Source organism: Bacillus tequilensis KCTC 13622 (assembly GCF_000507145.1).
In the GTDB taxonomy this organism is placed as follows: Bacteria; Bacillota; Bacilli; order Bacillales; family Bacillaceae; genus Bacillus; species Bacillus tequilensis.
Genome location: NZ_AYTO01000034.1, coordinates 37,601 through 64,282 on the forward strand (window position 1 = coordinate 37,601; position 26,682 = coordinate 64,282).

Consider the following 26,682-nt stretch of genomic DNA (forward strand, 5'->3'; position numbering starts at 1 on the left):
TGATCATGAATCTATTTGTACTGATGAAACGGACGTTTGACACAGAAGAAAAAATCGTCATTGAAGCAGGAAAGATTCAGGATGACGGAGCGGAATGGATCATTAATCCATACGACGAGTACGCGATAGAAGAAGCCATCCAGCTGAAGGAAAAGCACGGCGGAACGATCACTGCCGTCACTGCCGGCGGCGAAGAAGCGGAGAAGGAATTGCGTACGGCGCTTGCCATGGGATGTGACCAAGCCGTTTTAATCAACATAGAAGATGATCTCGAAGAACCCGACCAATATTCCATTTCTCAAGTGTTATACCACTACATGAAGGATCAGGAGTTTGATTTGATTCTCGGCGGAAATGTAGCCATCGACGGAGGATCAGGACAAGTGGCCCCTCGGCTTGCCGAGCTTCTGGACATTCCGTGCATCACAACGATCACAAAACTCAAAATCAACGGCACTGATGCGGAAGCGGAAAGGGACGTTGAAGGGGATGTTGAAAAAATCAAAACGACACTCCCATTGCTTGTCACGGCTCAGCAGGGCTTGAACGAACCGCGCTACCCATCTCTTCCGGGAATTATGAAGGCCAAGAAAAAACCGCTTGAAGAGCTTGAGCTTGATGATCTCGGCCTTGACGAAGAGGATGCTGAGCCAAAGCTGAAAACCATTGAACGTTTTCTGCCGCCGAAAAAAGAGGCAGGGAAGCTTCTCAAAGGCGAACCTGCCGAACAGGCAAAAGAGCTCGTCTCATTGCTCCGCAGCGAAGCTAAAGTTATTTAAAGCTTGGACATTCAAAGAAACAGGGGGATGTTAGAATGGGAAAAAAAGTGATCGTACTCGGAGAAGTTCGCGACGGAGAATTGCGGAATGTCACCTTTGAAGCAATAGCTGCGGGAAGAACCATTTCAGACGATGGAGAAGTCGTCGGCGTTCTGATCGGAGAAAACGTACAAAACGCCGCACAGGAGCTTATCCATTACGGAGCCGATAAAGTTCTCACAGCCGAGGATCCGAAGCTGAAAGCATACACGGCAGACGGATACAGCCAGGTTATGAGGGCCATTATTGACCAAGAAAAACCTGATTCGGTCATATGCGGGCACACGGCAATGGGCAAGGACCTTTCACCGAAGCTTGCCGCCCGGCTGCAAACAGGTTTAATTTCTGATGTTACCGATGTAAGCGTTACTGGAGAAAATGTCGTATTTACAAGACCGATTTACTCGGGAAAAGCGTTTGAACGTGTCATTTCAACCGACCCAATGATTTTTGCAACGATTCGCCCCAATAATATTCAGGCTTCAGAAAAAGATGCCGGCAGGTCGGGAAGTATCGAAAGCGTAGATGTTTCTCTTACTGACCTCCGCACCGTTGTTCAGGAGGTCGTCAAAAAAACAGCCGACGGTGTTGATCTCTCCGAAGCGAAAATTATCGTTGCTGGCGGCCGCGGAGTCAAAAGCAAGGAAGGATTTCAGCCGCTGCAGGAGCTTGCCGAGGTGCTGGGAGCCGCTGTCGGAGCTTCTCGCGGGGCATGCGACGCCGACTATTGCGATTACGCTCTCCAAATCGGCCAGACCGGAAAAGTCGTCACCCCGGATTTGTACATTGCCTGCGGCATATCCGGCGCTATCCAGCATTTGGCCGGCATGTCAAACAGCAAGGTGATTGTTGCTATCAATAAAGATCCCGAAGCAGATATCTTCAAAATAGCGGATTACGGCATCGTAGGCGATTTATTTGAAGTCGTTCCGTTATTAAGTGAGGAATTCAAACAATTAAATATACACTCATAGAGAAAACCCCGGACTGCTGAAGTTCGGGGGTTTTGTATGTTGAAATACATACGTACAAATATAGAAAAACGTCGTTGACATGTACGAACATATATAATAAGGTTTCTTTAAAAGCGCTTACATTCATGCTGACTCCCCAGGCAAAAGACAGATCGCAAATTTGACTGTGGTGCTTTTCATATCCGTATGAAAGGAATGGTCAGGCATGTCTGAACATCAAGCAGTAATCCAGACAGATATTGTAAAAGGAACCATTAACAAAAATATATACGGTCACTTTGCAGAGCATTTAGGAAGAGGGATTTATGAGGGCATCTGGGTTGGCGCGGATTCACACATTCCCAACATAAACGGCATACGAAAGGACGTGCTGGAAGCGCTCAAACAGCTCCATATCCCCGTCCTCAGGTGGCCGGGCGGGTGCTTTGCGGACGAATACCATTGGGCAAACGGTGTCGGTGACCGTAAGACGATGCTTAACACACACTGGGGCGGAACCATTGAATCAAATGAATTCGGAACGCATGAATTTATGATGCTTTGCGAGCTGCTTGAATGCGAGCCGTACATTTGCGGCAATGTCGGAAGCGGAACCGTTCAGGAAATGTCGGAATGGGTCGAGTATATGACCTTTAAAGCTGGCACGCCAATGTCAGACTGGAGAAAACAAAATGGAAGAGAGGAGCCCTGGAAGCTGAAATATTTCGGCGTGGGCAATGAAAACTGGGGGTGCGGCGGCAATATGCACCCTGAATACTACGCAGATTTGTACCGGCGTTTTCAAACCTATGTCCGCAATTACAGCGAAAATGACATATATAAAATTGCAGGCGGCGCAAATGTGGATGACTTTCATTGGACAGATGTGCTTATGAAAAAAGCCGCTGGCCTGATGGACGGATTGAGCCTTCATTATTACACGATTCCGGGTGATTTCTGGAAAGGCAAAGGATCAGCCACAGAGTTCACGGAGGATGAGTGGTTCATTACGATGAAAAAAGCCAAATATATCGATGAATTAATTCAAAAGCACGGCACCATTATGGACCGATACGATCCGGAGCAGCGGATCGGGCTGATTATTGATGAATGGGGCACGTGGTTTGATCCTGAGCCAGGCACGAACCCCGGTTTCCTATATCAGCAAAATACCATTCGTGATGCGCTGGTGGCGGCTTCTCATTTCCACATCTTCCACCAGCATTGCCGCCGGGTGCAAATGACAAATATCGCCCAAACGGTCAACGTTCTTCAAGCGATGATTTTGACTGAGGGAGAGCGGATGCTTTTGACACCGACGTACCATGTATTTGATATGTTTAAGGTACACCAGGACGCTTCACTTTTAGAGACTGAAACAACGTCTGCTGACTATGAATGGAAAGGGGAAACGCTGCCGCAAATCAGCATTTCGGCATCGAAACATCCAGAAGGCGATATCAACATCACGATCTGCAACATCGATCATCAAAACAAAGCGGAGGCTGAAATCGAGCTGAGAGGCCTTCACAAGATAACGGACCAATCTGGCGTCATACTCACGGCAGAAAAAATGAATGCGCATAACACGTTTGACGATCCTCATCACGTCAAACCGGAACCTTTCGGCCGATATACGCTTCATAAAAACAAACTGAAAGTAAAGCTGCCGCCCATGTCGGTTGTTTTACTCACAGTGCGGGCGGATTCTTAATTGCGCGGGAGCCGGTGCTCTTTTTCATGTTTTAAAACAGCTCCGGGAGGGCATGGTAAAGGTAAATGACAGTGAAGAGGAGATGTTATCCTATGCTTCGTACCATTCTGATGATCATTGGGGCTATTGTAGTGATCGGGGCCATAATCAGATTTGTATTTTAATAACGCTTACATATCCCATTCAATCCAAATAAACATGAGTAAACCGATTGTGATCAGGAAAAAATAATTTGTAAGCATTAAAATAGCGTGAACGAATGGGAGATGCTATACTAAAAATCATCATTTCACAATTGGAGGAATTCAATAATGGCTATCGTAAAAGCAACTGATCAATCTTTCTCAGCTGAAACAAGCGAAGGCGTCGTACTGGCAGACTTCTGGGCTCCTTGGTGCGGACCTTGCAAAATGATTGCACCTGTTCTTGAAGAAATGGATCAAGAAATGGGAGACAAACTGAAAATCGTAAAAATCGATGTGGACGAAAACCAAGAAACAGCCGGAAAATACGGCGTTATGAGCATCCCGACACTTCTTGTGTTAAAAGACGGAGAAGTTGTTGAAACTTCTGTCGGCTTCAAACCGAAAGAAGCGCTTCAAGAGCTTGTAAACAAACATCTTTAAGTTTCGGCTGCTTAAGCCAGAGCGATTCCGATTGAGGGATCGCTTTTTTTTATTCGCCAATCGTGAACATAGAGAAAAACAAACGTTCGTGTTAAACTGGAAACATAGGATTAAAACATAAGGAAGGGTACCATATGAACAAACAACTAAAAGAAAAACTCGCCCTCCTTCCCGATCAGCCGGGGTGTTATCTCATGAAGGACCGGCAGCAGACTGTGATCTACGTAGGAAAAGCAAAAGTGCTGAAAAACAGAGTGCGCTCCTATTTCACCGGTTCTCACGACGCGAAAACACAAAGGCTTGTGACGGAAATCGAGGATTTTGAATATATCGTGACGTCCTCCAATCTTGAAGCGCTGATTTTAGAAATGAACCTAATCAAAAAGCATGATCCCAAATACAATGTCATGCTCAAAGACGACAAAACCTATCCTTTCATAAAACTCACCCATGAACGCCACCCAAGGCTGATCGTCACCCGCAATGTCAAAAAAGACAAAGGGCGCTATTTCGGGCCGTACCCGAATGTACAGGCCGCAAGGGAAACAAAAAAACTGCTCGACCGTCTGTATCCTCTCAGAAAATGCTCCAAGCTGCCGGACAGAGTGTGCCTTTACTATCATCTCGGCCAATGTCTCGCTCCGTGTGTTAAGGACATTTCCGAAGAGACGAACAGAGAGCTGGTTGAGGGCATAACCCGTTTCTTAAAGGGCGGCTATAATGAGGTCAAAAAAGAGCTTGAAGAGAAAATGCATGAAGCTGCCGAGAACCTTGAGTTTGAGCGGGCAAAAGAGCTTCGTGATCAAATCGCCTATATTGAATCAACGATGGAAAAACAAAAAATGACGATGAACGATTTAGTCGACCGTGACGTATTCGCCTATGCGTATGATAAGGGCTGGATGTGCGTACAGGTCTTTTTCATCCGCCAAGGAAAGCTTATAGAACGAGATGTCAGCATGTTTCCTCTCTATCAGGAAGCAGATGAGGAGTTCCTTACGTTCATCGGGCAGTTCTATTCAAAAAACAACCATTTCCTTCCTAAGGAAATACTAGTGCCTGACAGCGTAGATCAATCTATGATTGAGCAGCTGCTGGAAACAAACGTTCACCAGCCGAAGAAAGGCGCGAAAAAAGAACTGCTCATGCTGGCCCATAAAAACGCGAAAATCGCGCTGAAAGAAAAATTCTCCTTAATCGAGCGGGATGAGGAACGTTCCATCGGGGCTGTGCAGAAACTCGGTGAAGCGTTGAATATTTATACGCCGCACAGAATTGAAGCATTTGATAACTCAAACATACAAGGGACAAATCCGGTTTCCGCGATGATCGTGTTTATGGACGGCAAACCGTACAAAAAGGAATACCGCAAATATAAAATCAAAACCGTTACAGGGCCGGATGATTACGGATCGATGAGAGAGGTGGTCAGAAGACGCTATACGAGAGTGCTTCGCGAAAACCTGCCGCTGCCCGATCTGATTATCATTGACGGAGGAAAAGGACAGATCAACGCCGCAAGAGATGTCATTGAAAACGAACTCGGCTTGGATATCCCAATTGCCGGTTTAGCGAAAGATGAAAAGCACAAAACCTCAAATTTACTCATCGGGGAACCGTTGGAGACAGTCTATTTGGAACGAAACAGCCAGGAGTTTTACCTGCTGCAGCGCATTCAGGACGAAGTGCACCGGTTTGCAATCAGCTTTCACAGGCAAATCCGCGGAAAAAGCGCGTTTCAATCCGTGTTGGACGACATCCCCGGTATCGGCGAGAAAAGAAAGAAAATGCTGTTAAAGCATTTCGGTTCCGTTAAAAAAATGAAGGAAGCAAGCATTGAGGACATTCAAAAAGCAGGTGTTCCCCAAGCTGCGGCTCAGCTGCTTTACGACAAATTACAAAAATAATATTGTCCTTTTGAATAAGATCTGATAAAATGTGAACTAATTTCATAGTTAGATCGTGTTATATGGTGAAGATAGAGGTGCGAACTTCAAGAGTAAGCCTTTGGAGAAAGATGGATTCTGTGAAAAAGGCTGAAAGGGGAGCGTCGCCGAAGCAAATAAAACCCCATCGGAATTATTTGCTGGCCGTGCATTGAATAAATGTAAGGCTGTCAAGAAATCATTTTCTTGGAGGGCTATCTCGTTGTTCATAATCATTCATGATGATTACTTGATAAGCAATGAGAGCATTTCCTCTCATTGCTTTTTTTATTGTGGACAAAGCGCTCTTTCTTCTCACCCGCACGAACCAAAATGTAAAGGGTGGTAATACATGGGTCTTATCATACAAAAATTCGGAGGTACTTCCGTCGGCTCGGTCGAAAAAATCCAAAACGCAGCAAACCGCGCGATTGCAGAAAAACAGAAGGGCCATCAAGTCGTTGTTGTCGTTTCGGCTATGGGAAAATCCACTGACGAATTGGTCAGCCTTGCAAAAGCAATTTCTGGCGAGCCGAGCAAACGCGAAATGGACATGCTGCTGGCGACAGGCGAGCAGGTTACCATTTCCCTGCTTTCAATGGCGCTGCAGGAAAAAGGCTATGACGCTGTGTCTTACACTGGCTGGCAGGCGGGAATCCGCACGGAAGCCGTTCACGGAAACGCCAGAATTACAGATATCGACACTTCGGCTTTAGCAGACCAGCTTGAAGAAGGAAAGATTGTCATTGTCGCAGGATTCCAAGGCATGACAGAGGACTCTGAAATCACGACACTGGGACGGGGCGGTTCAGACACAACAGCAGTCGCTTTGGCTGCCGCATTAAAAGCGGATAAATGTGACATATACACGGACGTGCCCGGAGTGTTTACAACTGATCCGCGCTATGTGAAATCAGCGAGAAAGCTTGCCGGCATCTCATACGATGAAATGCTTGAGCTTGCCAATTTAGGCGCCGGCGTCCTTCATCCGAGAGCCGTTGAATTCGCGAAGAATTACCAAGTGCCGTTAGAAGTGCGTTCAAGTACAGAAACAGAAGCGGGAACATTAATTGAGGAGGAATCATCCATGGAGCAAAATTTAATTGTCAGAGGCATTGCGTTTGAAGATCAAATCACAAGGGTGACCATTTACGGGCTGACGGGCGGCCTGACAACGTTGTCTACCATTTTTACAACACTGGCCAAAAGAAACATTAACGTTGATATCATTATCCAAACGCAGGCCGGAGACAACCATACCGGAATTTCCTTCTCTGTCAAAACAGAAGACGCAGACCAAACCGTTGCAGTGCTTGAAGAGTACAAAGGCGCGCTTGAATTCGAGAAAATCGAGACGGAAAGCAAATTGGCTAAAGTATCCATTGTCGGGTCCGGCATGGTATCAAATCCTGGTGTAGCGGCTGAAATGTTTGCTGTACTTGCGGAAAAGAACATTTTAATCAAAATGGTCAGTACATCTGAAATCAAAGTGTCAACCGTTGTAAGCGAAAATGACATGGTGAAAGCGGTCGAAGCGCTGCACGATGCATTTGAGCTTTCAAAACACCCTTCAGCTGTGTAATGACATCAAAAAGGCGGGACTATGCAGTCACCGCCTTTTTGTTTACACTGGGTCTTTCATATCCCATTTCACAGTCAGAACCACTTTATCGGCTCTCTTTTTCACTTGTTCGTATGATTCTGCAATCTGCTCATTCATCAATTGAATTTGTTCAGCGATAAAACCAGCCTCAAGCTGAAAGCAAGGCTCTTTCTGATATTTCAGCCGGTTGGAAATGATCGGCCCTTCAAGTTCAAATTCAAGCTCCTGTTTTTTAGTGCTTACGTTGGTGAGGGTTCCCCAGCCCGCTTCTTCAAAGAAGGCCGGAAATTCCTCCCATGATTCAAGAGGAAACTTACGGGCGAGATGTTTTCCTGCCCAATACATCATGGAAGAGTAATCTTGGCCAAGCATATCTGGGAGAACGATCTCTCGTATTAGTTCGTAGGCATAAGCGTTCATTTCAATTTCTTTAAGGCTGTCAATAGATGCTTCATATTTAGACTTCATATCTGTCTCCCCTCTCCTTCGTATATTATAGCTCAAACAGGGGGGAGGATTACAGAATGATCCTGTAATTCTTATGAAAAATTAAGCAGAAACATATATTAATAAAATAAAATTTTTCAATCAACTAATCAATTCGGAAAATTGCAATTTATGTACGCGTTTTCTTGACGCCCTTTTGAGGGAGGAGTAAAATGAAATTGTCAATAAATCTTAATAAAGTGCTTACAATTGAAAGAAGTGGGGGAAGAAATTTAGCACATTTCGCACTTATCAAACAGGGGGTAAAGTAATGTCTGGGAACAGAGAGTTTTATTTTCGAAGATTGCATTCCTTGCTTGGTGTCATACCGGTCGGCATCTTTCTTATTCAGCATTTAGTCGTCAACCAGTTTGCCGCAAGGGGCGCTGAAGCATTCAATAATGCTGCTCATTTTATGGATAGTCTGCCTTTCAGGTATGCCTTGGAAATTTTCATTATCTTTCTACCATTAATTTATCATGCAGTTTATGGTGTGTACATAGCGTTTACTGCAAAAAATAACGCAGGCCAATACAGCTATATGAGAAACTGGCTCTTCGTCCTGCAGCGTGTAACCGGTATTATCACCCTCATTTTTGTCAGCTGGCACGTGTGGGAAACCCGTATTGCCGCACAAATGGGCGCTGAGGTTAATTTCGACATGATGGCGAATATTTTGAGCTCTCCGGCTATGCTTGGCTTTTACATTGTCGGTGTTTTATCGACAATTTTCCACTTCTCGAACGGTTTATGGTCTTTCGCTGTTACATGGGGCATCACGGTAACGCCTCGTTCTCAAAGAATTTCGACGTACGTTACGCTGATTATTTTTGTTGCACTGTCTTACGTAGGCTTAAAAGCGATTTTTGCATTTGTATAAGAGTACTAGATTAACAGAGGGAGAGGGGCTATCATGAGTCAATCAAGCATTATCGTAGTCGGCGGGGGTCTTGCGGGCCTCATGGCGACAATTAAAGCAGCGGAATCAGGAATGGCGGTTAAGCTGTTTTCCATCGTTCCTGTCAAACGTTCTCATTCGGTTTGTGCCCAAGGCGGCATAAACGGAGCGGTCAATACAAAAGGGGAAGGTGACTCTCCGTGGGAACATTTTGATGACACTGTATACGGAGGCGACTTTCTGGCCAACCAGCCGCCGGTCAAAGCGATGTGTGAAGCGGCACCTTCTATCATCCACTTACTAGACCGGATGGGCGTCATGTTTAACCGGACGCCTGAAGGGCTGCTGGATTTCCGCCGATTCGGGGGTACACAGCATCACAGAACAGCCTATGCGGGTGCGACGACGGGACAGCAGCTGCTTTACGCACTGGACGAGCAAGTGCGCAGATACGAAGTTGCGGGATTAGTCACAAAATACGAAGGCTGGGAATTCCTTGGCGCCGTATTGGATGATGACAGAACCTGCCGCGGAATTGTGGCGCAAAACCTGACAAACATGCAAATTGAATCCTTCCGTTCTGACGCTGTCATTATGGCGACGGGCGGACCGGGAATCATTTTTGGGAAATCGACTAACTCCATGATTAATACAGGATCTGCTGCGTCAATCGTTTATCAGCAGGGAGCGTATTATGCAAACGGAGAATTCATTCAAATTCACCCGACAGCCATACCTGGCGATGACAAACTAAGGCTGATGAGTGAATCAGCGCGCGGTGAAGGCGGACGCGTGTGGACATATAAAGACGGTAAACCGTGGTATTTCCTTGAGGAAAAATACCCAGCTTATGGAAACCTGGTGCCGCGTGATATCGCGACACGTGAAATATTTGATGTGTGTGTGAACCAGAAGCTCGGCATCAATGGCGAAAACATGGTGTATCTCGATCTGTCTCATAAAGATCCGAAAGAGCTTGATATTAAGCTTGGCGGCATCATTGAGATTTATGAGAAATTCATGGGAGACGACCCGCGGAAGCTTCCGATGAAAATCTTCCCGGCGGTCCATTACTCTATGGGCGGTTTATGGGTGGATTATGATCAAATGACAAACATCCCGGGACTGTTTGCAGCTGGGGAATGTGATTACTCCATGCACGGCGGCAACCGTTTGGGAGCAAACTCCCTGCTTTCTGCGATTTACGGAGGAATGGTGGCCGGACCGAATGCAGTGAAATATGTAAACGGCTTAGAATCTTCAGCTGAAGACATGTCTTCCTCTTTATTCGACGCTCACGTCAAAAAAGAAGAAGAAAAATGGGCTGAGATGATGGCGATGGACGGAACCGAAAATGCCTATGTTCTTCACAGAGAGCTCGGTGAGTGGATGACGGCCAACGTCACGGTTGTCCGCCATAATGACAAGCTTTTGAAAACGGATGACAAAATCCAGGAATTAATGGAACGCTTTAAAAAGATCAACATCAATGACACGACAAAATGGAGCAATCAGGGAGCGATGTTCACGCGCCAGTTCTCGAATATGCTTCAGCTTGCTAGGGTGATTACCCTTGGCGCTTACAACCGCAATGAAAGCCGGGGTGCCCATTATAAACCGGATTATCCTGAACGTAATGATGATGAATGGCTCAAAACAACAATGGCTAAACATGTAAGCCCGTATGAAGCGCCGGAATTTGAGTATCAGGATGTCGATGTATCACTGATAACGCCTCGGAAACGGGATTACTCGAAGAAGAAGGTGGCGAAATAATCATGAGTGAACAAAAAACCATACGATTTATTATCACACGTCAAGATACAGCTGACAGCACGCCTTACGATGAGGAATTTGAGGTTCCATACCGCCCGAACCTGAACGTCATTTCCGCTCTGATGGAAATTCGCCGGAATCCGGTTAACGCGAAAGGTGAAAAGACAACCCCAGTCACATGGGATATGAACTGTCTTGAAGAAGTATGCGGCGCATGTTCAATGGTCATAAACGGGAAGCCCCGCCAGTCTTGTACGGCACTTATCGACCAGCTTGAACAGCCGATCCGTTTAAAACCAATGAAAACATTTCCGGTCGTGCGCGATTTACAGGTTGACCGAAGCAGAATGTTTGATTCATTGAAAAAAGTAAAAGCGTGGATACCGATTGACGGCACGTACGATTTAGGACCGGGACCGAGAATGCCGGAAAAACGCCGCCAATGGGCATATGAATTATCAAAATGCATGACGTGCGGCGTCTGCCTTGAAGCCTGCCCGAATGTGAACAGCAAATCGAAATTCATGGGGCCGGCACCGATGTCTCAAGTCCGTTTGTTTAACGCACATCCGACTGGCGCCATGAACAAATCTGACCGATTAGAAGCACTGATGGATGAAGGCGGCCTTGCAGATTGCGGCAACTCGCAAAACTGCGTTCAATCATGTCCGAAAGGCATCCCGCTCACCACTTCGATTGCAGCCTTAAACAGAGATACAAACTTACAAGCGTTCCGCAATTTCTTCGGAAGCGACAGAGTATAAGAAGAAAAAACCTCTTCCGCATGGGAGAGGTTTTTTTAACAATAAGGAGATGAATAAAGATGAAGCTTCCCGCTTATATTGATCTGACCTTTCAAGAATGGAAAACATCCTTTTCTTTTTTTATTGAAGTAGCCGTGCGATTTTCCGAGACGGACATGTTCGGTCATATGAATAATGTAATCCCTTTCATATATTTTGAGGAGGCGCGGATTTCTTATTTTAAAAAGCTGAACATGATGAATGAAAGCAAACAGACCATGACAGTCGTGGCAAGCCAGCAATGCGATTATTTGCGCCAAGTCATGCCATATGAAGAGCTGCGCATTTATGTAAAAACAAGCGCGGTCGGCAGTTCATCTCTTACCCTGCATTATCTCGGAGAGAACCGCAATGGCGAGCCATGCTTTACCGGAGCTGTAGTGATGGTCCAAGTCTCAAAGGAAAGCGGCAAGGCTGTCAGCTGGACGAGTGAGGAGAAAGAAATCCTTCTTCATACACGATTGAACTAATTCTTTTGTAGACGTCACCTCCTGTGCCCCTCTTACATAAGATATCTTGACTATATCAAAACCCATTCGTTTCTGATTCGCTCTCACCTTAGCAAGGAGGGTTACAATACTTGAAGGAGAAAGAATTTCAATCGAAGCCGCTGCTAACGAAAAGAGAAAGAGAAGTGTTCGAATTGCTCGTTCAAGATAAGACAACAAAGGAGATTGCAAGCGAGCTATTTATCAGTGAGAAAACCGTTCGAAACCATATTTCAAATGCCATGCAGAAATTGGGTGTGAAAGGGCGTTCGCAAGCCGTTGTTGAGCTTCTTAGAATGGGTGAGCTAGAGCTTTAATCCTTGCCGGTATTCCTTCTTTTCAGGAAGGAGCCGGTTATTGCTGTTTGTCATGTTCAAAACCATATTTGGAATGCTGTGCAAAATTTGGATGGCAACGCATAAACGATTTGATGTTGTTTGACTAAAGTCCTCTATTTCTCTCCCGCGAGTCTTGCATTTTCTTCAAAAAAGAAGGAAAATAGACACGGAACGCTTTTGTGCGTAAGAGATCCTTGAGTGAGGGATGGACAAATGACATCAAAACCTTTGGAGCATGTTGCGGATATTGAAAAGTCACTCCGCCACATTGCCGCGATCATTAAGCAAAAAGGACGAGAAATCCTTAACCAATATGCGATTACGCCGCCGCAATTTGTCGGCCTGCAATGGCTTTATGAACTAGGAGATATGACAATCGGCGAACTATCCGGCAAAATGTATCTGGCGTGCAGCACGACAACGGACTTAATCGACCGCATGCAAAAAAATGAGCTTGTCGAGCGGGTCAAGGACCCGGCGGACAGACGTGTTGTCCGGATACATCTGCTGCCTGAAGGAGAACGGATTATCCAAGAGGTCATTACGAAAAGACAGGAATATCTGCGTGATATGTTCGAAACGTTTACAGATGAAGAAATAGCCATCTTCGAAAAATCATTGATGAAACTGCAGCATGAAATGAAGAGAAAATGAGGCGATTTTGTTGGAACAACCAATTGGAGTCATTGATTCCGGGGTTGGCGGTTTAACCGTTGCAAAGGAAATCATGAGACAGCTACCAAAAGAAAATATTATCTACGTTGGGGATACAAAACGGTGTCCATACGGGCCGCGCCCTGAGGAAGAAGTTCTTCAATATACGTGGGAGCTGACGAATTATTTACTCGAAAACCATCATATCAAAATGCTCGTGATCGCCTGCAACACAGCAACAGCGATTGCATTGGAAGACATCCGCCGCAGCGTCGGCATCCCTGTGGTCGGAGTAATCCAGCCGGGTGCGAGAGCAGCGATAAAAGTGACGGAGAATCAGCATATCGGTGTTATCGGCACAGAGAATACGATTAAGAGCAATGCGTACGAAGAAGCGCTTTTGGCATTAAATCCTGACCTGAAGGTTGAGAATCTTGCCTGTCCGCTGCTTGTGCCTTTTGTGGAAAGCGGGAAGTTTCTCGACAAAACAGCAGACGAGATTGTCAAAACATCGCTGTATCCATTAAAAGACACATCGATTGATTCACTGATTTTAGGCTGCACCCACTATCCTATTTTAAAAGAACCGATTCAGCGGTATATGGGAGAGCACGTAAACATTATTTCGTCCGGAGATGAAACAGCCCGGGAAGTCAGCACGATTCTCTCATATAAAGGACTGCTGAACCAGTCTCCGATTGCCCCGGATCATCAGTTCCTGACAACAGGAGCACGCGATCAGTTTGCGAAAATCGCAGATGACTGGTTCGGCCATGAAGTGGGCCATGTGGAAGGCATCTCATTGCAAGAACCGATTAGAAGATAGTTTTTCCCCGCAACGGCATGTTGCGGGTTTTTTCTGTTTTGCCGGAATTCTTCGGTCTATTTCCTAAATAGGCTCGTATACATAATAGTACAAACAGCCTTAGGAGGGAAAAGTATGCTGAAAAAAGGACCTGCAGTCATTGGTGCCGCTTGTCTCACCTCTGCCTTGCTATTATCCGGATGCGGTTTATTTCAATCTGATAAGGCAGCCGAGGAAATTGATCCGCCTCAAGACGTTACATACGTGAACGATGAAGCGGGGGCCGATTCAAATACAACAGCTGCGGATAAAACAAAAAGTGAAAAAAGCGATACCGCCAAAGCAGATCAAGCCTCATCTGCAGTCATGAGGGAGCTTTATCTCATTGATAAAAACGGGTATGTCGTCGCGCAAACGCTGCCTCTTCCGAAAAGTGAAAGCACGGCCAAGCAGGCGCTTGAATATCTGGTTCAAGGCGGACCTGTGTCAGAAATTCTTCCGAATGGCTTCAGAGCCGTATTGCCGGCTGATACAACCGTTAACGTAGACATCAAAAAAGATGGGACGGCAATAGCTGATTTCTCTAATGAATTCAAAAATTATAAGAAGGAAGACGAACAGAAGATTGTTCAATCTGTGACATGGACGCTGACGCAATTCAGTTCGATAGACAAAGTAAAGCTGAGAATTAATGGCCATGAACTGAAGGAGATGCCTGTAGGCGGCACGCCGATCTCAGATGATTTAAGCCGTAAAGACGGGATTAACATGGAAACATCCGGCGTGAATGACCTCACTGCAACACATCCGCTCACTGTCTATTATTTGGCGGAAAACGAGAATAGTGAGTACTACGTGCCGGTGACAAAACGAATTGACAATTCGGAAACAGATGATATTTCCGCAGCGATCAATGAACTTGCTAAAGGCCCAAGCAAGGTGAGCGGGCTCTTAACAGACTTCAGTGGAGATGTAAAGCTGGTCAGCAAACCGAAAATGAAAGACGGGCGCGTGACGTTAAACTTCAATCAATCTATATTCGGGAGCGCCGATGAAAAGACGAAAATGATTTCTTCAGAAGTGCTGAACAGCATTGTGCTGACATTAACGGAGCAGTCGGATGTAAAAAGTGTCTCTGTTAAAGTGAACGGGAAGTCAGAGCTCGTAAACGAAAAAGGCGAAAAGCTCACAAAACCAGTCTCCAGACCTTCTCAAGTGAATACAGGTAGTTTTTAAATTGGGATTTTTGATATACTAGAAAGAAAGAGGTTAGCGTTCCGGCTGCCTCTTTCTTTATTCAATTTCCGGGACAAAATTGGTTTATGTACATACAATCGGAGGTAAAACATGAGACATGACGGAAGACAACATGATGAGCTGCGTCCAATCACATTCGATTTGGATTTTATCAGCCATCCGGAAGGTTCTGTTCTAATAACAGCGGGAAATACAAAAGTAATCTGCAACGCGTCTGTTGAGGACCGCGTGCCGCCGTTTTTGCGGGGCGGAGGAAAAGGCTGGATTACAGCTGAATACAGCATGCTGCCGCGGGCCACAAACCAAAGAACAATCAGAGAATCTTCGAAGGGGAAAATTTCCGGAAGAACAATGGAGATTCAGCGTCTGATCGGCCGCGCGCTTCGGGCAGTTGTAGATTTAGAAAAGCTTGGGGAACGGACGATTTGGATTGACTGTGATGTCATTCAGGCAGATGGCGGAACAAGAACCGCTTCTATTACAGGAGCATTTCTTGCGATGGCGATTGCGGTTGGCAAGCTTGTGAAAGCGGGCACAATCAAGACAAATCCGATCACTGATTTTCTTGCTGCGATCTCTGTCGGAATTGATAAAGAACAGGGAATTTTGTTAGATTTAAATTATGAAGAAGATTCTTCCGCTGAAGTTGATATGAATGTCATCATGACCGGCAGCGGCCGTTTTGTGGAACTTCAGGGAACCGGGGAAGAGGCGACTTTTTCAAGGGAGGATCTGAACGGCCTTCTCGGTCTTGCGGAAAAAGGAATTCAAGAGCTGATTGACAAGCAAAAAGAAGTGCTCGGTGATTCTCTGCCAGAACTGAAATAAGACAGAAAGGCTTGATTATCATGAAAGAAGCAATCATTGCGACACATAATCGGGGAAAAGTGAAGGAATTTAAAGAAATCCTTGAGCCAAAAGGCTACGATGTCAAATCGTTAGCTGAAATTGGATTCACAGAAGAAATTGAAGAGACAGGCCATACGTTTGAAGAAAATGCGATTCTCAAAGCAGAGGCTGTGGCAAAAGCAGTGAACAAAATGGTGATTGCTGATGACTCCGGTCTGTCCATCGATAATCTTGGCGGAAGACCCGGCGTTTATTCCGCCCGCTATGCAGGGGAACAGAAAGATGACCAGGCAAATATCGAGAAAGTGCTCAGCGAGCTGAAAGGGATCGAAAAAGAACAGCGCACCGCCCGTTTTCGCTGCGCGCTGGCTGTAAGTATCCCGGGAGAGGAAACAAAAACAGTCGAAGGCCATGTTGAAGGGTATATTGCTGAAGAACCGAGAGGAGAATACGGCTTTGGCTATGACCCAATCTTTATCGTGAAAGATAAAGATAAAACAATGGCCGAACTGACAAGTGATGAAAAAAATAAAATCAGCCATAGGGCTGACGCGCTTAAAAAGCTGTCTAAGCTTTTGGAGGCATAAGGGGGAGCTTGTACATGAACGTGCTGATTATCAGTGACAGCCATGGGCTTGAAGAAGAACTCCAAACCATCGCGAAACGTCATGAAGCAGAAGTTGATCTCATGATTCATTGCGGGGACTCTGAGCTTGAAACGGGGCATCCTGCATTGGAGCCTTATGCGGTTGTAAAAGGCAACTGCGATTTTACCGGCGATTTTAAGGACGAGCTTCTTCTGACTGCCGGTTCAAAAAAGATACTGGTCACGCACGGCCACCTTCACGGTATAAAACAGACCTTGTTAAACGTATACTATCGTGCAGAGGAGCTCGGAGCGGATATTATCTGTTTCGGGCATTCACACATCGCGGGAAGCGAAGTGCTGCGCGGAAAACTGATGATTAATCCAGGCAGCATCCGGCTCCCGAGGGTGCGCAGGACAGAAAGCTATGCTATACTGACACTAGAAAATGATGCTGCGACAGTGCGCTTTTACGACCAACCAGGCAATGAAATTCAGGATCTGCAAAACCGGGTCACACTATGAAAATGTCATGAGGAAGAAAATTTTCTTCCTCATGAAAAAAATTCTAAAAAACCGTTGACTTATTGTTGCATCCCATATATAATAAATCTTGTCGCTGATAGTTGATGCGAAAATGAAAAAACAAAACATGTCCCAGTAGCTCAGCTGGATAGAGCAACGGCCTTCTAAGCCGTCGGTCGGGAGTTCGAATCTCTCCTGGGACGTACCAAAAAGTCTCGAACCATAAATTGGGGTTTGAGACTTTTTTTTGTATGGATTCTGAAAATCAATGAGAAGGAATTTATAATGCTGCTAAAAAAGTGTTTAAAAAAGAGACAATTTTTCATGAATCCTTCATGAATCTTGGTTAGAAGAAAATAGAGCAGTTTAAATGGTTAAGTCATGAAGAAAGTTCTTCGATTTTAGATTTTGGGATTTATACATTTATAAAAAATTGGTTGTTAAACTTTTATATGAAAAGACGATATATTCAAGAGATTGACTAATTTTATATAAGGAGTGATATTTTTGAAAAAAGTGATACTGTTGTTTGCGTTTACTCTTTGTGCAATTATGAATCCTTTTTATCAAGCGAATGCAGAAGCAGAAGAAAAAGGGTGGGTGAGTCAGGCTGATTTACCTGAACCAAGAAGCCATGCAGCAACAGCTGTTGTTGGAAATAAGATTTATGTTATTGGTGGATTCGGTCAAAATAGAGTAGCTACAAATACTACATTTGTATATGATTCTCAGAAAAATACATGGTCAAAAAAAGCAGATATGCCTATAAACTTAGCAGGATCAGCAGTTGCTGTTATAAAAGATAAAATTTATGTCATGGGCGGAAATAATACTAGCTCGACTCAAGATTCTTCAAAATTATTTATTTATGATACTACAACTGATTCATGGGAAGAAGGAGTTGATGTGCCGAAAAAAAGCTTTTTGGGCACAGCAGTAGCCATTGATAATACAATATACCTCATGACACAACAGTATACATCTGTATCTAGACATTTTGCTTATGATACTGTATCAAAAACATGGACAAATAAAGCAAACCAACCTAGCAATTTAAGAGCCGCTGCTTCAGCTGTTGTGGACGGGAAAATTTATTACATCGGTGGCGGCGCATCCTCAGGTGAAAAAAATATTTATGAATATAATCCGTCGAAAGACTCTTGGGAGAGGAAAGCGGATTTAGTAAATTTTCTATGGTATACTTCTGCTGCTGTTTCAAATGGAAAAATTTACATAATTGGAGGATTTCTTTCAGCATCTACTACAACTACTAATAACGTCCAAGTGTATGACCCTGCATCGAATAAAGTAAGCACTATGGAAGAAAAAATCCAGTATGCTCGCGCAGGGGCAGGGACGGTATCGATCAATAATGAGCTGTATACTGTTGGTGGGGCGCCAAAAAGCTTGACGCACAGCAATGCCTTTAGCTCTGTAGAAAAATATACGATTAAAGAAACTGGGAATACTTCAGATCCAGAAACAGACGACGGTAACGGAACAAAACCGGATGATGAAACTGTATCTGATGATGGAGAAGCTCTCCTCGTCATCACAATGGTCAACGGCTTGCAAAAAGAGTATCAGTTATCCATGATTGAAGTTAATGGATTCCTCAAATGGTATAAGGAGCATGATGCGGGAGAGGGACCAGGATTTTATGTAATAGATGAGCATGACAACAATAAAGGACCTTTCGAAAGTAAAAAGGACTATGTAGTGTTTAAAAATATTTTGATGTATGAAGTGAATAAATACAAAAATTAAACGGGTTAAAAAACCATTCAGTACAGTCTGGATGGTTTTTTTGAAGGTTTTCGGAGGAAGTCTGTGAAATCCCTATTAAGGTAGTTGATTCTATCGTAATCACACTGTTTAAATACATCAGTTTCAAATAAATTTCTATTGGTTTCCTATCTCGTCATTACTTTTTGATCGAAGTTTATGTTAACACCTTAAAAATAAGAAGGCTGACTTTGAAAATATATATTCAAGTCAGCCTTCTACATAATAACATTTATTTATTATTTAACGGATCATCATCCAAGCCATCAGCTTTTCCTTCTTTATGCAGGCGGGGTTCTTCTTTTTTCACAGTTTCAGAAATATGCTCATTTTCTTCTACAGTTCGTTTTCCGACAACCACTTCATCAGTGACAACCGGTTTTTTCGTCACTTCCAGTTTTTCCTCAACGATTGGCACTCTGATTTCTTCCGAATCGTTGACAGGAGAAGCGTCCGCTCTGTTTTCATCGACTGGGCGGCGTTCGACATAAATTTCATCGTGTCTCACCGGAATATCCATATCTCTTTGTTCTGTTTTCACTTCTTTTCCTATCTCCACTTCACCGGTTTGGACGTCTTCCTTATCGACTTTCAGCTGTTCTTCCCGCAGCGGCATTGTTTTTTCTTCTTTCGTTGTATAATCTGCCGTTTCATTTGTGCTGGAAAAGCCGCCTGAAAGGGTACTGCTGTTGTCGATAGGAGCTTTGACATCTGCATCTGCCTCAACGGCCACAAGGAGTTTTCCGTCATCCAGATCCTCTTGATACTTGTCTATTTCGCCAGTAGTGATATCCAAATCAGATAACGCCTTGCTGTGTGCAGCAGTATCATCCATTGTAAAATAATCTTTCAGTTTATCGAAAAAAGATTCAGACTCGCTATCATGCGCATCGACGGCCTGATTGACTTCTGTTCCTGTGCGTGATTCAAGATAATCTGTATCACGACGGCTTGTCACAACAGAAATGTCGTCAGAATCATAGCCCTTTGTCAGTAAGCCTTCAATCGCTGCAATGGTTTCCTGCGGAGTTTCGTATACACCAACTATATTTTTCATATCAATCTCCTCCTTTATTCATTTTGCATTTTATCGTTCATGTCGTCTTTAATTCCCGCTCCTCTTTAAAATAAACAAAAATGAAAATATCGGGTGTGTTTCAAATAGGCGAGTTAAGTGTGTAAAGAGAAAAAAGGATAGACAAGACAGAAATCCCTCTGCGCTTATCTACCCTCATAAAAATGTCTTACAGCTCTTCGTCATAAACACACTGTTCGGATTCTCAGCATAGTCTGCAAACGGCTCACAGAATTGAAAGCTGCAGCCTTTATACAATTTTCTTGCGGCTCAAATGAAGCAACTGAACGCTAATCACTCATAACAGCGCTTTTTTGCCTCCTCTATGATGTGCTGAAGAACTTGTTTGGCAGCGCCTTTTTTAAAATGGGGGGATGTAGACGTACGCGTCGATTTGATTCCTCCGTGTTTTCCGTCCGGTTCTGTAAGCGTCCGCTGATTCCCCTTATGCGCTCCAACATGCAATCTCAGGCTTGTACAGCTTCCGGCGGCGACATAAGCGTCATGCTATGTAAAGCTCATTCACAAGTGAGATCATCTGGTGTTCAGTTCAATTATCTATTTTTATATACAATTCGATTCCTCTTCAAAAACGTACAGATTTGCAGAACGTAGTTTTATTTTGTCTTAATCCTTTCTATATCTAAATATAAAGACAGAAAATCTGACTGGATTTGTGAAGGCGTTTTTTAAAAAAGGGGCCGAAATAGATGTACGGCCCTTGAAATCTTCTAATATCTAAAGCCTCCGTGTACGCCTGATACTCCGCCGAATCCGCCAGCGTGTATCGCTGGTGCACTTAAACTTGCACCATGACCGCTAAACCCCGCACCTGAAAATTGCTGTCCGTAAAATCCTGAAGCATATGGATAGGAGGAGTACATAGCAGCGGGAGCGCTTAACGGGCTGTATGCTTGGCTGTACGGCTGTCCGTATCCGCCATAGCCTCCAAACGGCTGATAGCTTTGCTGGTAAAAGGCAGGAGCTGTTGGAGAATACGGCTGCGGTAAGCTGGGGAAGCCTGCGGGGAACCCTTGCATATCAGCTAATGATTTATTCATCGTATCACCTTTTCTTTGCAAGATACGATCAATATATGCCGGGGGAATAATAGAAGTGCCTCTCCAAGTTGAAATGGTTTGCAAGATGATCTGTCAAACTGCACACTATATGCAAATTATATCGTGTTATAAAATATGACATGTTTCTATCAGATTGATTATTTCTGGTGTATTCTTGATAGATTAATAAAAAAATTATAAAAACTTTTCTCATTTGCAATTCCTTTTGTACCAATAATGAAAGCGTATACAGTATAGTTTGATTAATCTAAATTGTCTAATAATTTTAAAAATGCTGTTGACACTGCGTCCAAAGCGGCGTAATATGAGTTCAACAAAAGATAAACGCAAGCTTCACAATCGAAATGATCGCAATCTGATCCTTAAAAAATGTGAATGAAAAATATTCTCGAACAGCTTAAAAACTGTTTTGGAATCCTGAATATGAAAAGCGCAGATGAGGATAAGTAGCCTTGATAAAGTTTCCCACAGAGAACCGGGTTAAGCTGAGAACCGGTGAAGCTTTACAAGGTGAACTCGCCTCAGAGTGCCAGTCTGAAATCATAGTAGGACTTGGCCGGGTGAACTTGGTTCACTCGTTATTAAAGCGGATAGGAATATCCATGAGACGGCCGATTACCAGGCCGTAAACAAGGGTGGTACCGCGGAAAGAAGAGCCTTTTCGCCCCTTTTAGCTATCGCATTCACTGCGCGGCTGATTGTGGGCGGAAGGGCTCTTTTTATTGAATAATAAGCTATCAAGCTAATAAAAAAGATGATCTTTAGAGGATGAAAATCCAAAAGGAGGAACTAAAATGGGGACTAATGTACAGGTGGATTCACCATCTGCCAAATGTACACAGACGATGAGCGGAGCATTAATGCTGATTGAATCATTAAAGAAAGAGAAAGTAGAAATGATTTTCGGTTATCCGGGCGGGGCTGTGCTTCCGATTTACGATAAGCTTTACAATTCAGGGATGGTACATATCCTTCCCCGTCACGAACAAGGTGCGATTCACGCAGCGGAAGGATACGCAAGAGTGTCTGGCAAACCGGGTGTCGTCATTGCCACATCAGGACCGGGAGCAACAAACCTTGTAACAGGCCTTGCTGATGCCATGATTGACTCATTGCCGTTAGTTGTGTTTACAGGGCAGGTAGCAACCTCCGTTATCGGAAGCGATGCATTTCAGGAAGCGGACATTTTAGGAATTACCATGCCGGTGACAAAACACAGTTATCAGGTTCGCCAGCCGGAAGATCTGCCGCGCATCATTAAAGAAGCATTCCACATTGCAACAACTGGAAGACCCGGACCTGTATTGATTGATATTCCGAAAGATGTAGCAACAATTGAAGGGGAATTCAGCTACGATCATGAGATGAATCTCCCAGGATACCAGCCGACAACAGAGCCGAATTATTTGCAGATCCGCAAGCTTGTGGAAGCTGTAAGCAGCGCGAAGAAACCGGTGATTCTGGCGGGCGCGGGCGTACTGCACGGAAAAGCGTCAGAAGAATTAAAAAATTACGCCGAACAGCAGCAAATCCCTGTGGCACACACCCTTTTGGGGCTGGGAGGTTTCCCGGCTGATCATCCGCTTTTCTTGGGGATGGCGGGAATGCACGGCACTTATACAGCCAATATGGCCCTTCATGATTGTGATCTCTTAATCAGTATCGGCGCCCGTTTCGATGACCGCGTCACAGGAAATCTGAAACACTTTGCAAGAAACGCAAAGGTTGCTCACATCGATATTGATCCGGCTGAAATCGGAAAAATCATGAAAACGCAGATTCCTGTAGTCGGAGACAGCAAAATCATTCTGCAGGAGCTGATCAAACAAGACGGAAAACAAAGCGATTCAAGCGAATGGAAAAAACAGCTCGCCGCTTGGAAAGAAGAGTACCCGCTCTGGTATGTAGATAATGAAGAAGAAGGCTTTAAACCTCAGAAATTGATTGAATATATTCATCAATTTACAAAAGGTGAGGCAATTGTCGCAACGGATGTCGGCCAGCATCAAATGTGGTCCGCTCAATTCTATCCGTTCCAAAAAGCAGATAAATGGGTCACATCAGGCGGACTTGGAACGATGGGATTCGGCCTTCCGGCAGCGATTGGCGCACAGCTGGCAGATAAAGATGCGACTGTCGTCACGATTGTCGGAGACGGCGGTTTTCAAATGACGCTTCAAGAACTCGATGTCATTCGCGAATTGAAGCTTCCGGTCAAAGTCGTCATTTTAAATAACGCTTGTCTCGGAATGGTCAGACAGTGGCAGGAAATTTTCTATGAAGAACGTTATTCAGAATCTAAATTCGCTTCTCAGCCTGACTTTGTCAAGTTATCGGAAGCATACGGCATTAAAGGCATGAGAATTTCATCAGAAGCTGAAGCGAAAGAAAAGCTGGAAGAGGCATTAACATCAAAAGAACCGGTAGTCATCGACGTGCGGGTTGCCAGCGAAGAAAAAGTATTCCCGATGGTGGCTCCGGGAAAAGGGCTGCATGAAATGGTGGGGGTGAAACCTTGAAAAGAATTATCACATTGACTGTAGTGAACCGTTCAGGCGTGCTGAACAGGATCACCGGTCTATTTACAAAAAGACACTACAACATTGAAAGCATTACAGTTGGACACACAGAGACAAACGGTGTTTCCAGAATCACCTTTGTCGTTCACGTTGAAGGTGAAAACGATGTTGAACAGCTGACAAAACAGCTTAACAAACAGATTGATGTGCTGAAAGTCACAGACATCACGAATCAATCGATTGTCCAGAGGGAGCTGGCCTTAATCAAGGTCGTTTCCGCACCGTCAACGAGATCAGAGATGAATGGAATCATAGAACCGTTCAGAGCCTCCGTCGTTGATGTCAGCAGAGACAGCATTGTGGTTCAGGTAACAGGTGAATCTAACAAAATTGAAGCGCTTATTGAATTGTTAAAACCTTATGGCATTAAAGAAATCGCGAGAACAGGTACAACGGCTTTTGCAAGGGGAACCCAACAAAAGACGTCATCCAATAAAACAATATCTATTGTATAAAACATAACAAGGGAGAGATTGAAATGGTAAAAGTATATTATAACGGTGATATCAAAGAGAACGTATTGGCTGGAAAAACAGTAGCGGTTATCGGGTACGGTTCGCAAGGCCACGCTCATGCTCTGAACCTTAAAGAAAGCGGAGTTAATGTGATCGTCGGTGTTAGACAAGGAAAATCTTTCACCCAGGCGCAAGAAGACGGGCATAAAGTATTTTCAGTAAAAGAAGCGGCAGCGCAAGCTGAAATCATCATGGTTCTGCTTCCGGATGAACAGCAGCAGAAAGTTTATGAAGCTGAAATCAAAGATGAATTGACAGCTGGAAAATCTTTAGTATTTGCTCACGGATTTAACGTTCATTTCCATCAAATTGTTCCTCCGGCGGATGTAGATGTATTCTTGGTAGCGCCTAAAGGCCCGGGACACTTGGTCAGAAGAACATATGAGCAAGGAGCTGGTGTACCTGCATTGTTCGCGATCTATCAAGATGTGACTGGTGAAGCGAGAGACAAAGCCCTTGCTTACGCAAAAGGAATCGGCGGCGCAAGAGCGGGCGTTTTGGAAACGACATTTAAAGAAGAAACAGAAACAGATTTGTTCGGTGAGCAGGCGGTTCTTTGCGGAGGATTAAGCGCGCTTGTCAAAGCTGGATTTGAGACATTAACTGAAGCGGGTTATCAGCCTGAACTTGCATACTTCGAGTGTCTTCACGAGCTGAAATTAATCGTAGACCTTATGTACGAAGAAGGACTCGCGGGCATGAGATATTCAATCTCTGACACAGCACAGTGGGGAGATTTCGTATCAGGACCTCGCGTTGTTGACGCTCAAGTGAAAGAATCGATGAAAGAAGTATTAAAAGATATTCAAAACGGTACATTCGCAAAAGAGTGGATCGTCGAAAACCAAGTAAACCGTCCTCGATTCAACGCCATCAATGCGAGCGAAAACGAACATCAAATCGAGGTTGTCGGAAGAAAGCTTCGTGAAATGATGCCGTTTGTGAAACAAGGCAAGAAGAAGGAAGCGGTGGTCTCCGTTGCGCAAAATTAATTTTTTCGATACGACGCTTCGTGATGGTGAACAGTCCCCTGGCGTAAACTTGAATACACAGGAGAAACTTGCCATAGCAAAGCAGCTCGAAAAACTTGGGGCAGATATCATTGAAGCGGGGTTTCCCGCTTCGTCCCGAGGTGACTTTTTAGCTGTTCAGGAAATCGCGAGAACCATTAAAAATTGTTCAGTGACCGGTCTTGCCCGCTGTGTAAAAGGTGATATAGATGCTGCCTGGGAAGCGTTAAAGGACGGTGCCCAGCCGAGAATTCACGTATTTATCGCCACATCGGACATTCATTTGAAGCACAAGCTGAAAATGACTCGTGAGCAAGTCATTGAAAGAGCGGTTGAAATGGTGAAATACGCAAAAGAGCGTTTTCCGGTTGTGCAATGGTCAGCTGAAGATGCCTGTCGCACTGAACTGCCGTTTTTAGCGGAAATCGTCGAGAAAGTCATCGATGCAGGCGCCAGTGTTATTAATCTTCCAGACACGGTCGGCTACCTGGCCCCGGCGGAATACGGAAAAATCTTTAAGTATATGAAGGAAAACGTGTCGAACATTCATCAAGCAAAGCTTTCGGCCCACTGTCATGATGACTTGGGAATGGCAGTCGCGAATTCTCTTGCTGCGATTGAAAATGGTGCTGATCAAATCGAATGCGCAGTGAACGGTATCGGTGAAAGAGCCGGAAACGCAGCATTAGAGGAAATTGCTGTTGCCCTTCATATCAGAAAAGATTTCTATCGAGTTGAGACAGGAATTACATTGAACGAGATTAAGCGAACAAGCGATTTAGTAAGCAAGCTGACAGGCATGGCTGTTCCGCGCAATAAAGCAGTTGTGGGTGATAATGCATTTGCTCATGAATCAGGCATCCATCAGGACGGCTTCTTAAAAGAAAAATCGACTTATGAAATTATTTCACCGGAGCTTGTCGGTGTAACGGCAGATGCGCTTGTCCTTGGTAAACATTCCGGACGCCATGCATTTAAAGACAGGCTGACTGCTTTAGGATTCCAGTTTGACAGTGAAGAGATTAATAAATTTTTTACGATGTTCAAAGAGTTGACTGAGAAGAAAAAAGAAATCACTGATGAGGATCTTGTTTCTCTTATTTTAGAAGAAAAAGTAACAGACCGCAAGATTGGGTATGAATTTCTTTCCCTTCAAGTGCATTATGGAACAAGTCAGGTTCCTACAGCTACACTTTCTTTGAAAAATCAAGAAAATGCACAGCTTATTCAGGAAGCGGCAACAGGAGCCGGAAGCGTGGAAGCGATCTACAACACGCTTGTGCGCTGCATTGATAAAGACGTGGAGCTCTTGGACTACCGCATTCAGTCCAACAGAAAAGGTGAGGACGCATTTGCCCAGGTGTATGTCAGAGTTTTGGTGAACGGAAACGAATCAGCAGGGCGGGGCATAGCGCAAGACGTATTAGAAGCTTCAGCGAAAGCCTATTTGAACGCAGTCAACCGTCAATTGGTTTTCCAGTCGAATATGAGCGGACTTAAAAACCATACAGCTGTCGGATCATAACAGAAAG

25 protein-coding genes, 1 tRNA gene, 1 pseudogene, 1 riboswitch and 1 other annotated feature are annotated in these 26,682 nt (G+C 44.5%); of the genes and pseudogenes, 23 read left to right on the forward strand and 4 right to left on the reverse strand.

The features are described 5' to 3' along the window. The first annotated feature begins 5 nt into the window (after positions 1-5). From etfB to V756_RS0111685, 6 genes are all read left to right on the forward strand, one after another. Positions 6-779: an electron transfer flavoprotein subunit beta gene (gene etfB, locus V756_RS0111660; protein WP_024714808.1), complete on the forward strand. Its 774-nt coding sequence runs from the start codon at positions 6-8 to the stop codon at positions 777-779. A gap of 35 nt (positions 780-814) precedes the next feature. Beyond that, positions 815-1,792, forward strand: a complete 978-nt coding sequence (gene etfA / locus V756_RS0111665; RefSeq protein ID WP_024714809.1) for an electron transfer flavoprotein subunit alpha — start codon at positions 815-817, stop codon at positions 1,790-1,792. Positions 1,793-1,997: 205 nt separating this feature from the next. Continuing rightward, positions 1,998-3,485 (forward strand): alpha-L-arabinofuranosidase AbfB, encoded by a 1,488-nt coding sequence (gene abfB, locus V756_RS0111670; protein ID WP_024714810.1) that lies wholly within the window; start codon positions 1,998-2,000, stop codon positions 3,483-3,485. A gap of 311 nt (positions 3,486-3,796) precedes the next feature. After that, positions 3,797-4,111: a thioredoxin gene (trxA, locus tag V756_RS0111675; protein ID WP_024714811.1), complete on the forward strand. Its 315-nt coding sequence runs from the start codon at positions 3,797-3,799 to the stop codon at positions 4,109-4,111. Positions 4,112-4,245: 134 nt separating this feature from the next. Beyond that, positions 4,246-6,018 (forward strand): excinuclease ABC subunit UvrC, encoded by a 1,773-nt coding sequence (gene uvrC / locus V756_RS0111680; RefSeq protein ID WP_024714812.1) that lies wholly within the window; start codon positions 4,246-4,248, stop codon positions 6,016-6,018. A gap of 64 nt (positions 6,019-6,082) precedes the next feature. Further along, a riboswitch (Lysine riboswitch) is annotated at positions 6,083-6,262 on the forward strand. A 126-nt stretch (positions 6,263-6,388) separates the two neighbouring features. Continuing rightward, positions 6,389-7,618, forward strand: a complete 1,230-nt coding sequence (locus tag V756_RS0111685; RefSeq protein ID WP_024714813.1) for an aspartate kinase — start codon at positions 6,389-6,391, stop codon at positions 7,616-7,618. A 42-nt stretch (positions 7,619-7,660) separates the two neighbouring features. Here the strand turns inward: V756_RS0111685 and V756_RS0111690 are convergent, their stop codons facing one another. Further along, positions 7,661-8,107: a YslB family protein gene (locus V756_RS0111690; RefSeq protein WP_024714814.1), complete on the reverse strand. Its 447-nt coding sequence runs from the start codon at positions 8,105-8,107 to the stop codon at positions 7,661-7,663. Positions 8,108-8,396: 289 nt separating this feature from the next. On the opposite strand from V756_RS0111690, the gene sdhC reads away from it, so the two are divergent. The 13 genes from sdhC (at position 8,397) to V756_RS0111760 (ending at position 18,871) form a co-directional block, all read left to right on the forward strand. After that, entirely contained in the window at positions 8,397-9,005 is a 609-nt protein-coding gene (gene sdhC / locus V756_RS0111700; protein ID WP_003237652.1) for a succinate dehydrogenase cytochrome B558, read from the forward strand. 33 nt (positions 9,006-9,038) lie between these two features. Next, positions 9,039-10,799: a succinate dehydrogenase flavoprotein subunit gene (sdhA, locus tag V756_RS0111705; RefSeq protein WP_024714815.1), complete on the forward strand. Its 1,761-nt coding sequence runs from the start codon at positions 9,039-9,041 to the stop codon at positions 10,797-10,799. Between the two features lie 2 nt (positions 10,800-10,801). Next, the gene (gene sdhB, locus V756_RS0111710; protein ID WP_024714816.1) at positions 10,802-11,563 is read left to right on the forward strand and encodes a succinate dehydrogenase iron-sulfur subunit; all 762 of its coding nucleotides are present in this window, start codon (positions 10,802-10,804) and stop codon (positions 11,561-11,563) included. A 59-nt stretch (positions 11,564-11,622) separates the two neighbouring features. Continuing rightward, positions 11,623-12,072: an acyl-CoA thioesterase gene (locus V756_RS0111715; RefSeq protein WP_024714817.1), complete on the forward strand. Its 450-nt coding sequence runs from the start codon at positions 11,623-11,625 to the stop codon at positions 12,070-12,072. Positions 12,073-12,182: 110 nt separating this feature from the next. After that, positions 12,183-12,407 carry a spore germination transcription factor GerE gene (gene gerE / locus V756_RS0111720; RefSeq protein WP_003184172.1) on the forward strand — a complete coding sequence of 75 codons (225 nt, stop codon included), beginning with the start codon at positions 12,183-12,185 and terminating at the stop codon, positions 12,405-12,407. A gap of 234 nt (positions 12,408-12,641) precedes the next feature. Continuing rightward, on the forward strand, positions 12,642-13,082 hold the full coding sequence (locus V756_RS0111725; protein WP_003222521.1) for a MarR family winged helix-turn-helix transcriptional regulator: 441 nt from the start codon (positions 12,642-12,644) through the stop codon (positions 13,080-13,082). A 7-nt stretch (positions 13,083-13,089) separates the two neighbouring features. After that, positions 13,090-13,908, forward strand: a complete 819-nt coding sequence (gene racE, locus V756_RS0111730; RefSeq protein ID WP_081719851.1) for a glutamate racemase — start codon at positions 13,090-13,092, stop codon at positions 13,906-13,908. A 114-nt stretch (positions 13,909-14,022) separates the two neighbouring features. Next, positions 14,023-15,123 carry a spore germination protein GerM gene (gerM, locus tag V756_RS0111735; RefSeq protein ID WP_024714819.1) on the forward strand — a complete coding sequence of 367 codons (1,101 nt, stop codon included), beginning with the start codon at positions 14,023-14,025 and terminating at the stop codon, positions 15,121-15,123. A 111-nt stretch (positions 15,124-15,234) separates the two neighbouring features. Beyond that, complete coding sequence (rph, locus tag V756_RS0111740) at positions 15,235-15,972, forward strand: ribonuclease PH (protein WP_024714820.1); 738 nt, start codon at positions 15,235-15,237, stop codon at positions 15,970-15,972. An 11-nt stretch (positions 15,973-15,983) separates the two neighbouring features. Beyond that, positions 15,984-16,580 carry an XTP/dITP diphosphatase gene (locus V756_RS0111745; RefSeq protein ID WP_081719852.1) on the forward strand — a complete coding sequence of 199 codons (597 nt, stop codon included), beginning with the start codon at positions 15,984-15,986 and terminating at the stop codon, positions 16,578-16,580. Positions 16,581-16,594: 14 nt separating this feature from the next. Next, positions 16,595-17,104, forward strand: coding sequence for a metallophosphoesterase (locus tag V756_RS0111750; RefSeq protein WP_024714822.1), 510 nt, complete (start codon positions 16,595-16,597; stop codon positions 17,102-17,104). A gap of 129 nt (positions 17,105-17,233) precedes the next feature. Continuing rightward, positions 17,234-17,307 (forward strand) — tRNA-Arg (locus V756_RS0111755). A 313-nt stretch (positions 17,308-17,620) separates the two neighbouring features. Further along, positions 17,621-18,871: a Kelch repeat-containing protein gene (locus tag V756_RS0111760; protein ID WP_255210040.1), complete on the forward strand. Its 1,251-nt coding sequence runs from the start codon at positions 17,621-17,623 to the stop codon at positions 18,869-18,871. Positions 18,872-19,121: 250 nt separating this feature from the next. On the opposite strand, the gene V756_RS0111765 is transcribed toward V756_RS0111760, so the two are convergent. The 3 genes and pseudogenes from V756_RS0111765 to cotQ form a co-directional block, all read right to left on the reverse strand. Continuing rightward, positions 19,122-19,946 (reverse strand): YsnF/AvaK domain-containing protein, encoded by an 825-nt coding sequence (locus tag V756_RS0111765; protein WP_024714824.1) that lies wholly within the window; start codon positions 19,944-19,946, stop codon positions 19,122-19,124. Between the two features lie 174 nt (positions 19,947-20,120). Beyond that, positions 20,121-20,502, reverse strand: a pseudogene (locus V756_RS1000000124425) (GNAT family N-acetyltransferase). Between the two features lie 193 nt (positions 20,503-20,695). Then, positions 20,696-21,025, reverse strand: a complete 330-nt coding sequence (cotQ, locus tag V756_RS0111775) for an inner spore coat protein CotQ (protein ID WP_024714825.1) — start codon at positions 21,023-21,025, stop codon at positions 20,696-20,698. Between the two features lie 445 nt (positions 21,026-21,470). Next, positions 21,471-21,718: a binding site (T-box leader), on the forward strand. Between the two features lie 122 nt (positions 21,719-21,840). Between cotQ and ilvB the strand changes: the two genes are divergently transcribed. Genes ilvB through V756_RS0111795 form a run of 4 tightly spaced genes read left to right on the forward strand, consistent with a single transcriptional unit; the run spans position 21,841 to position 26,675 of the window. Continuing rightward, complete coding sequence (gene ilvB / locus V756_RS0111780) at positions 21,841-23,565, forward strand: acetolactate synthase large subunit (RefSeq protein WP_024714826.1); 1,725 nt, start codon at positions 21,841-21,843, stop codon at positions 23,563-23,565. Beyond that, on the forward strand, positions 23,562-24,080 hold the full coding sequence (gene ilvN / locus V756_RS0111785; protein WP_024714827.1) for an acetolactate synthase small subunit: 519 nt from the start codon (positions 23,562-23,564) through the stop codon (positions 24,078-24,080). Before ilvB ends, ilvN begins: the two co-directional genes overlap by 4 nt. Positions 24,081-24,103: 23 nt before the next feature. After that, on the forward strand, positions 24,104-25,132 hold the full coding sequence (gene ilvC / locus V756_RS0111790; RefSeq protein WP_024714828.1) for a ketol-acid reductoisomerase: 1,029 nt from the start codon (positions 24,104-24,106) through the stop codon (positions 25,130-25,132). Then, a complete protein-coding gene (locus V756_RS0111795; RefSeq protein ID WP_024714829.1) occupies positions 25,119-26,675 on the forward strand; it encodes a 2-isopropylmalate synthase in 1,557 nt (518 codons plus the stop codon). The genes ilvC and V756_RS0111795 overlap by 14 nt, the downstream gene beginning before the upstream one ends. The last annotated feature ends 7 nt before the right edge of the window (positions 26,676-26,682 follow it).

What these genes read in the sequence shown, in the direction of transcription:
- sdhA (WP_024714815.1), top strand. Translation starts at nt 9,039, where the DNA reads ATGAGTCAATCAAGCATTATCGTAGTCGGCGGGGGTCTTGCGGGCCTC.
- trxA (WP_024714811.1), top strand. Translation starts at nt 3,797, where the DNA reads ATGGCTATCGTAAAAGCAACTGATCAATCTTTCTCAGCTGAAACAAGC.
- V756_RS0111690 (WP_024714814.1), bottom strand. Translation starts at nt 8,107, where the DNA reads ATGAAGTCTAAATATGAAGCATCTATTGACAGCCTTAAAGAAATTGAA.
- etfB (WP_024714808.1), top strand. Translation starts at nt 6, where the DNA reads ATGAATCTATTTGTACTGATGAAACGGACGTTTGACACAGAAGAAAAA.
- ilvB (WP_024714826.1), top strand. Translation starts at nt 21,841, where the DNA reads ATGGGGACTAATGTACAGGTGGATTCACCATCTGCCAAATGTACACAG.
- sdhB (WP_024714816.1), top strand. Translation starts at nt 10,802, where the DNA reads ATGAGTGAACAAAAAACCATACGATTTATTATCACACGTCAAGATACA.
- sdhC (WP_003237652.1), top strand. Translation starts at nt 8,397, where the DNA reads ATGTCTGGGAACAGAGAGTTTTATTTTCGAAGATTGCATTCCTTGCTT.
- V756_RS0111685 (WP_024714813.1), top strand. Translation starts at nt 6,389, where the DNA reads ATGGGTCTTATCATACAAAAATTCGGAGGTACTTCCGTCGGCTCGGTC.
- rph (WP_024714820.1), top strand. Translation starts at nt 15,235, where the DNA reads ATGAGACATGACGGAAGACAACATGATGAGCTGCGTCCAATCACATTC.
- uvrC (WP_024714812.1), top strand. Translation starts at nt 4,246, where the DNA reads ATGAACAAACAACTAAAAGAAAAACTCGCCCTCCTTCCCGATCAGCCG.
- V756_RS0111725 (WP_003222521.1), top strand. Translation starts at nt 12,642, where the DNA reads ATGACATCAAAACCTTTGGAGCATGTTGCGGATATTGAAAAGTCACTC.
- V756_RS0111750 (WP_024714822.1), top strand. Translation starts at nt 16,595, where the DNA reads ATGAACGTGCTGATTATCAGTGACAGCCATGGGCTTGAAGAAGAACTC.
- V756_RS0111715 (WP_024714817.1), top strand. Translation starts at nt 11,623, where the DNA reads ATGAAGCTTCCCGCTTATATTGATCTGACCTTTCAAGAATGGAAAACA.
- etfA (WP_024714809.1), top strand. Translation starts at nt 815, where the DNA reads ATGGGAAAAAAAGTGATCGTACTCGGAGAAGTTCGCGACGGAGAATTG.
- V756_RS0111765 (WP_024714824.1), bottom strand. Translation starts at nt 19,946, where the DNA reads ATGAAAAATATAGTTGGTGTATACGAAACTCCGCAGGAAACCATTGCA.
- gerM (WP_024714819.1), top strand. Translation starts at nt 14,023, where the DNA reads ATGCTGAAAAAAGGACCTGCAGTCATTGGTGCCGCTTGTCTCACCTCT.
- cotQ (WP_024714825.1), bottom strand. Translation starts at nt 21,025, where the DNA reads ATGAATAAATCATTAGCTGATATGCAAGGGTTCCCCGCAGGCTTCCCC.
- abfB (WP_024714810.1), top strand. Translation starts at nt 1,998, where the DNA reads ATGTCTGAACATCAAGCAGTAATCCAGACAGATATTGTAAAAGGAACC.
- ilvC (WP_024714828.1), top strand. Translation starts at nt 24,104, where the DNA reads ATGGTAAAAGTATATTATAACGGTGATATCAAAGAGAACGTATTGGCT.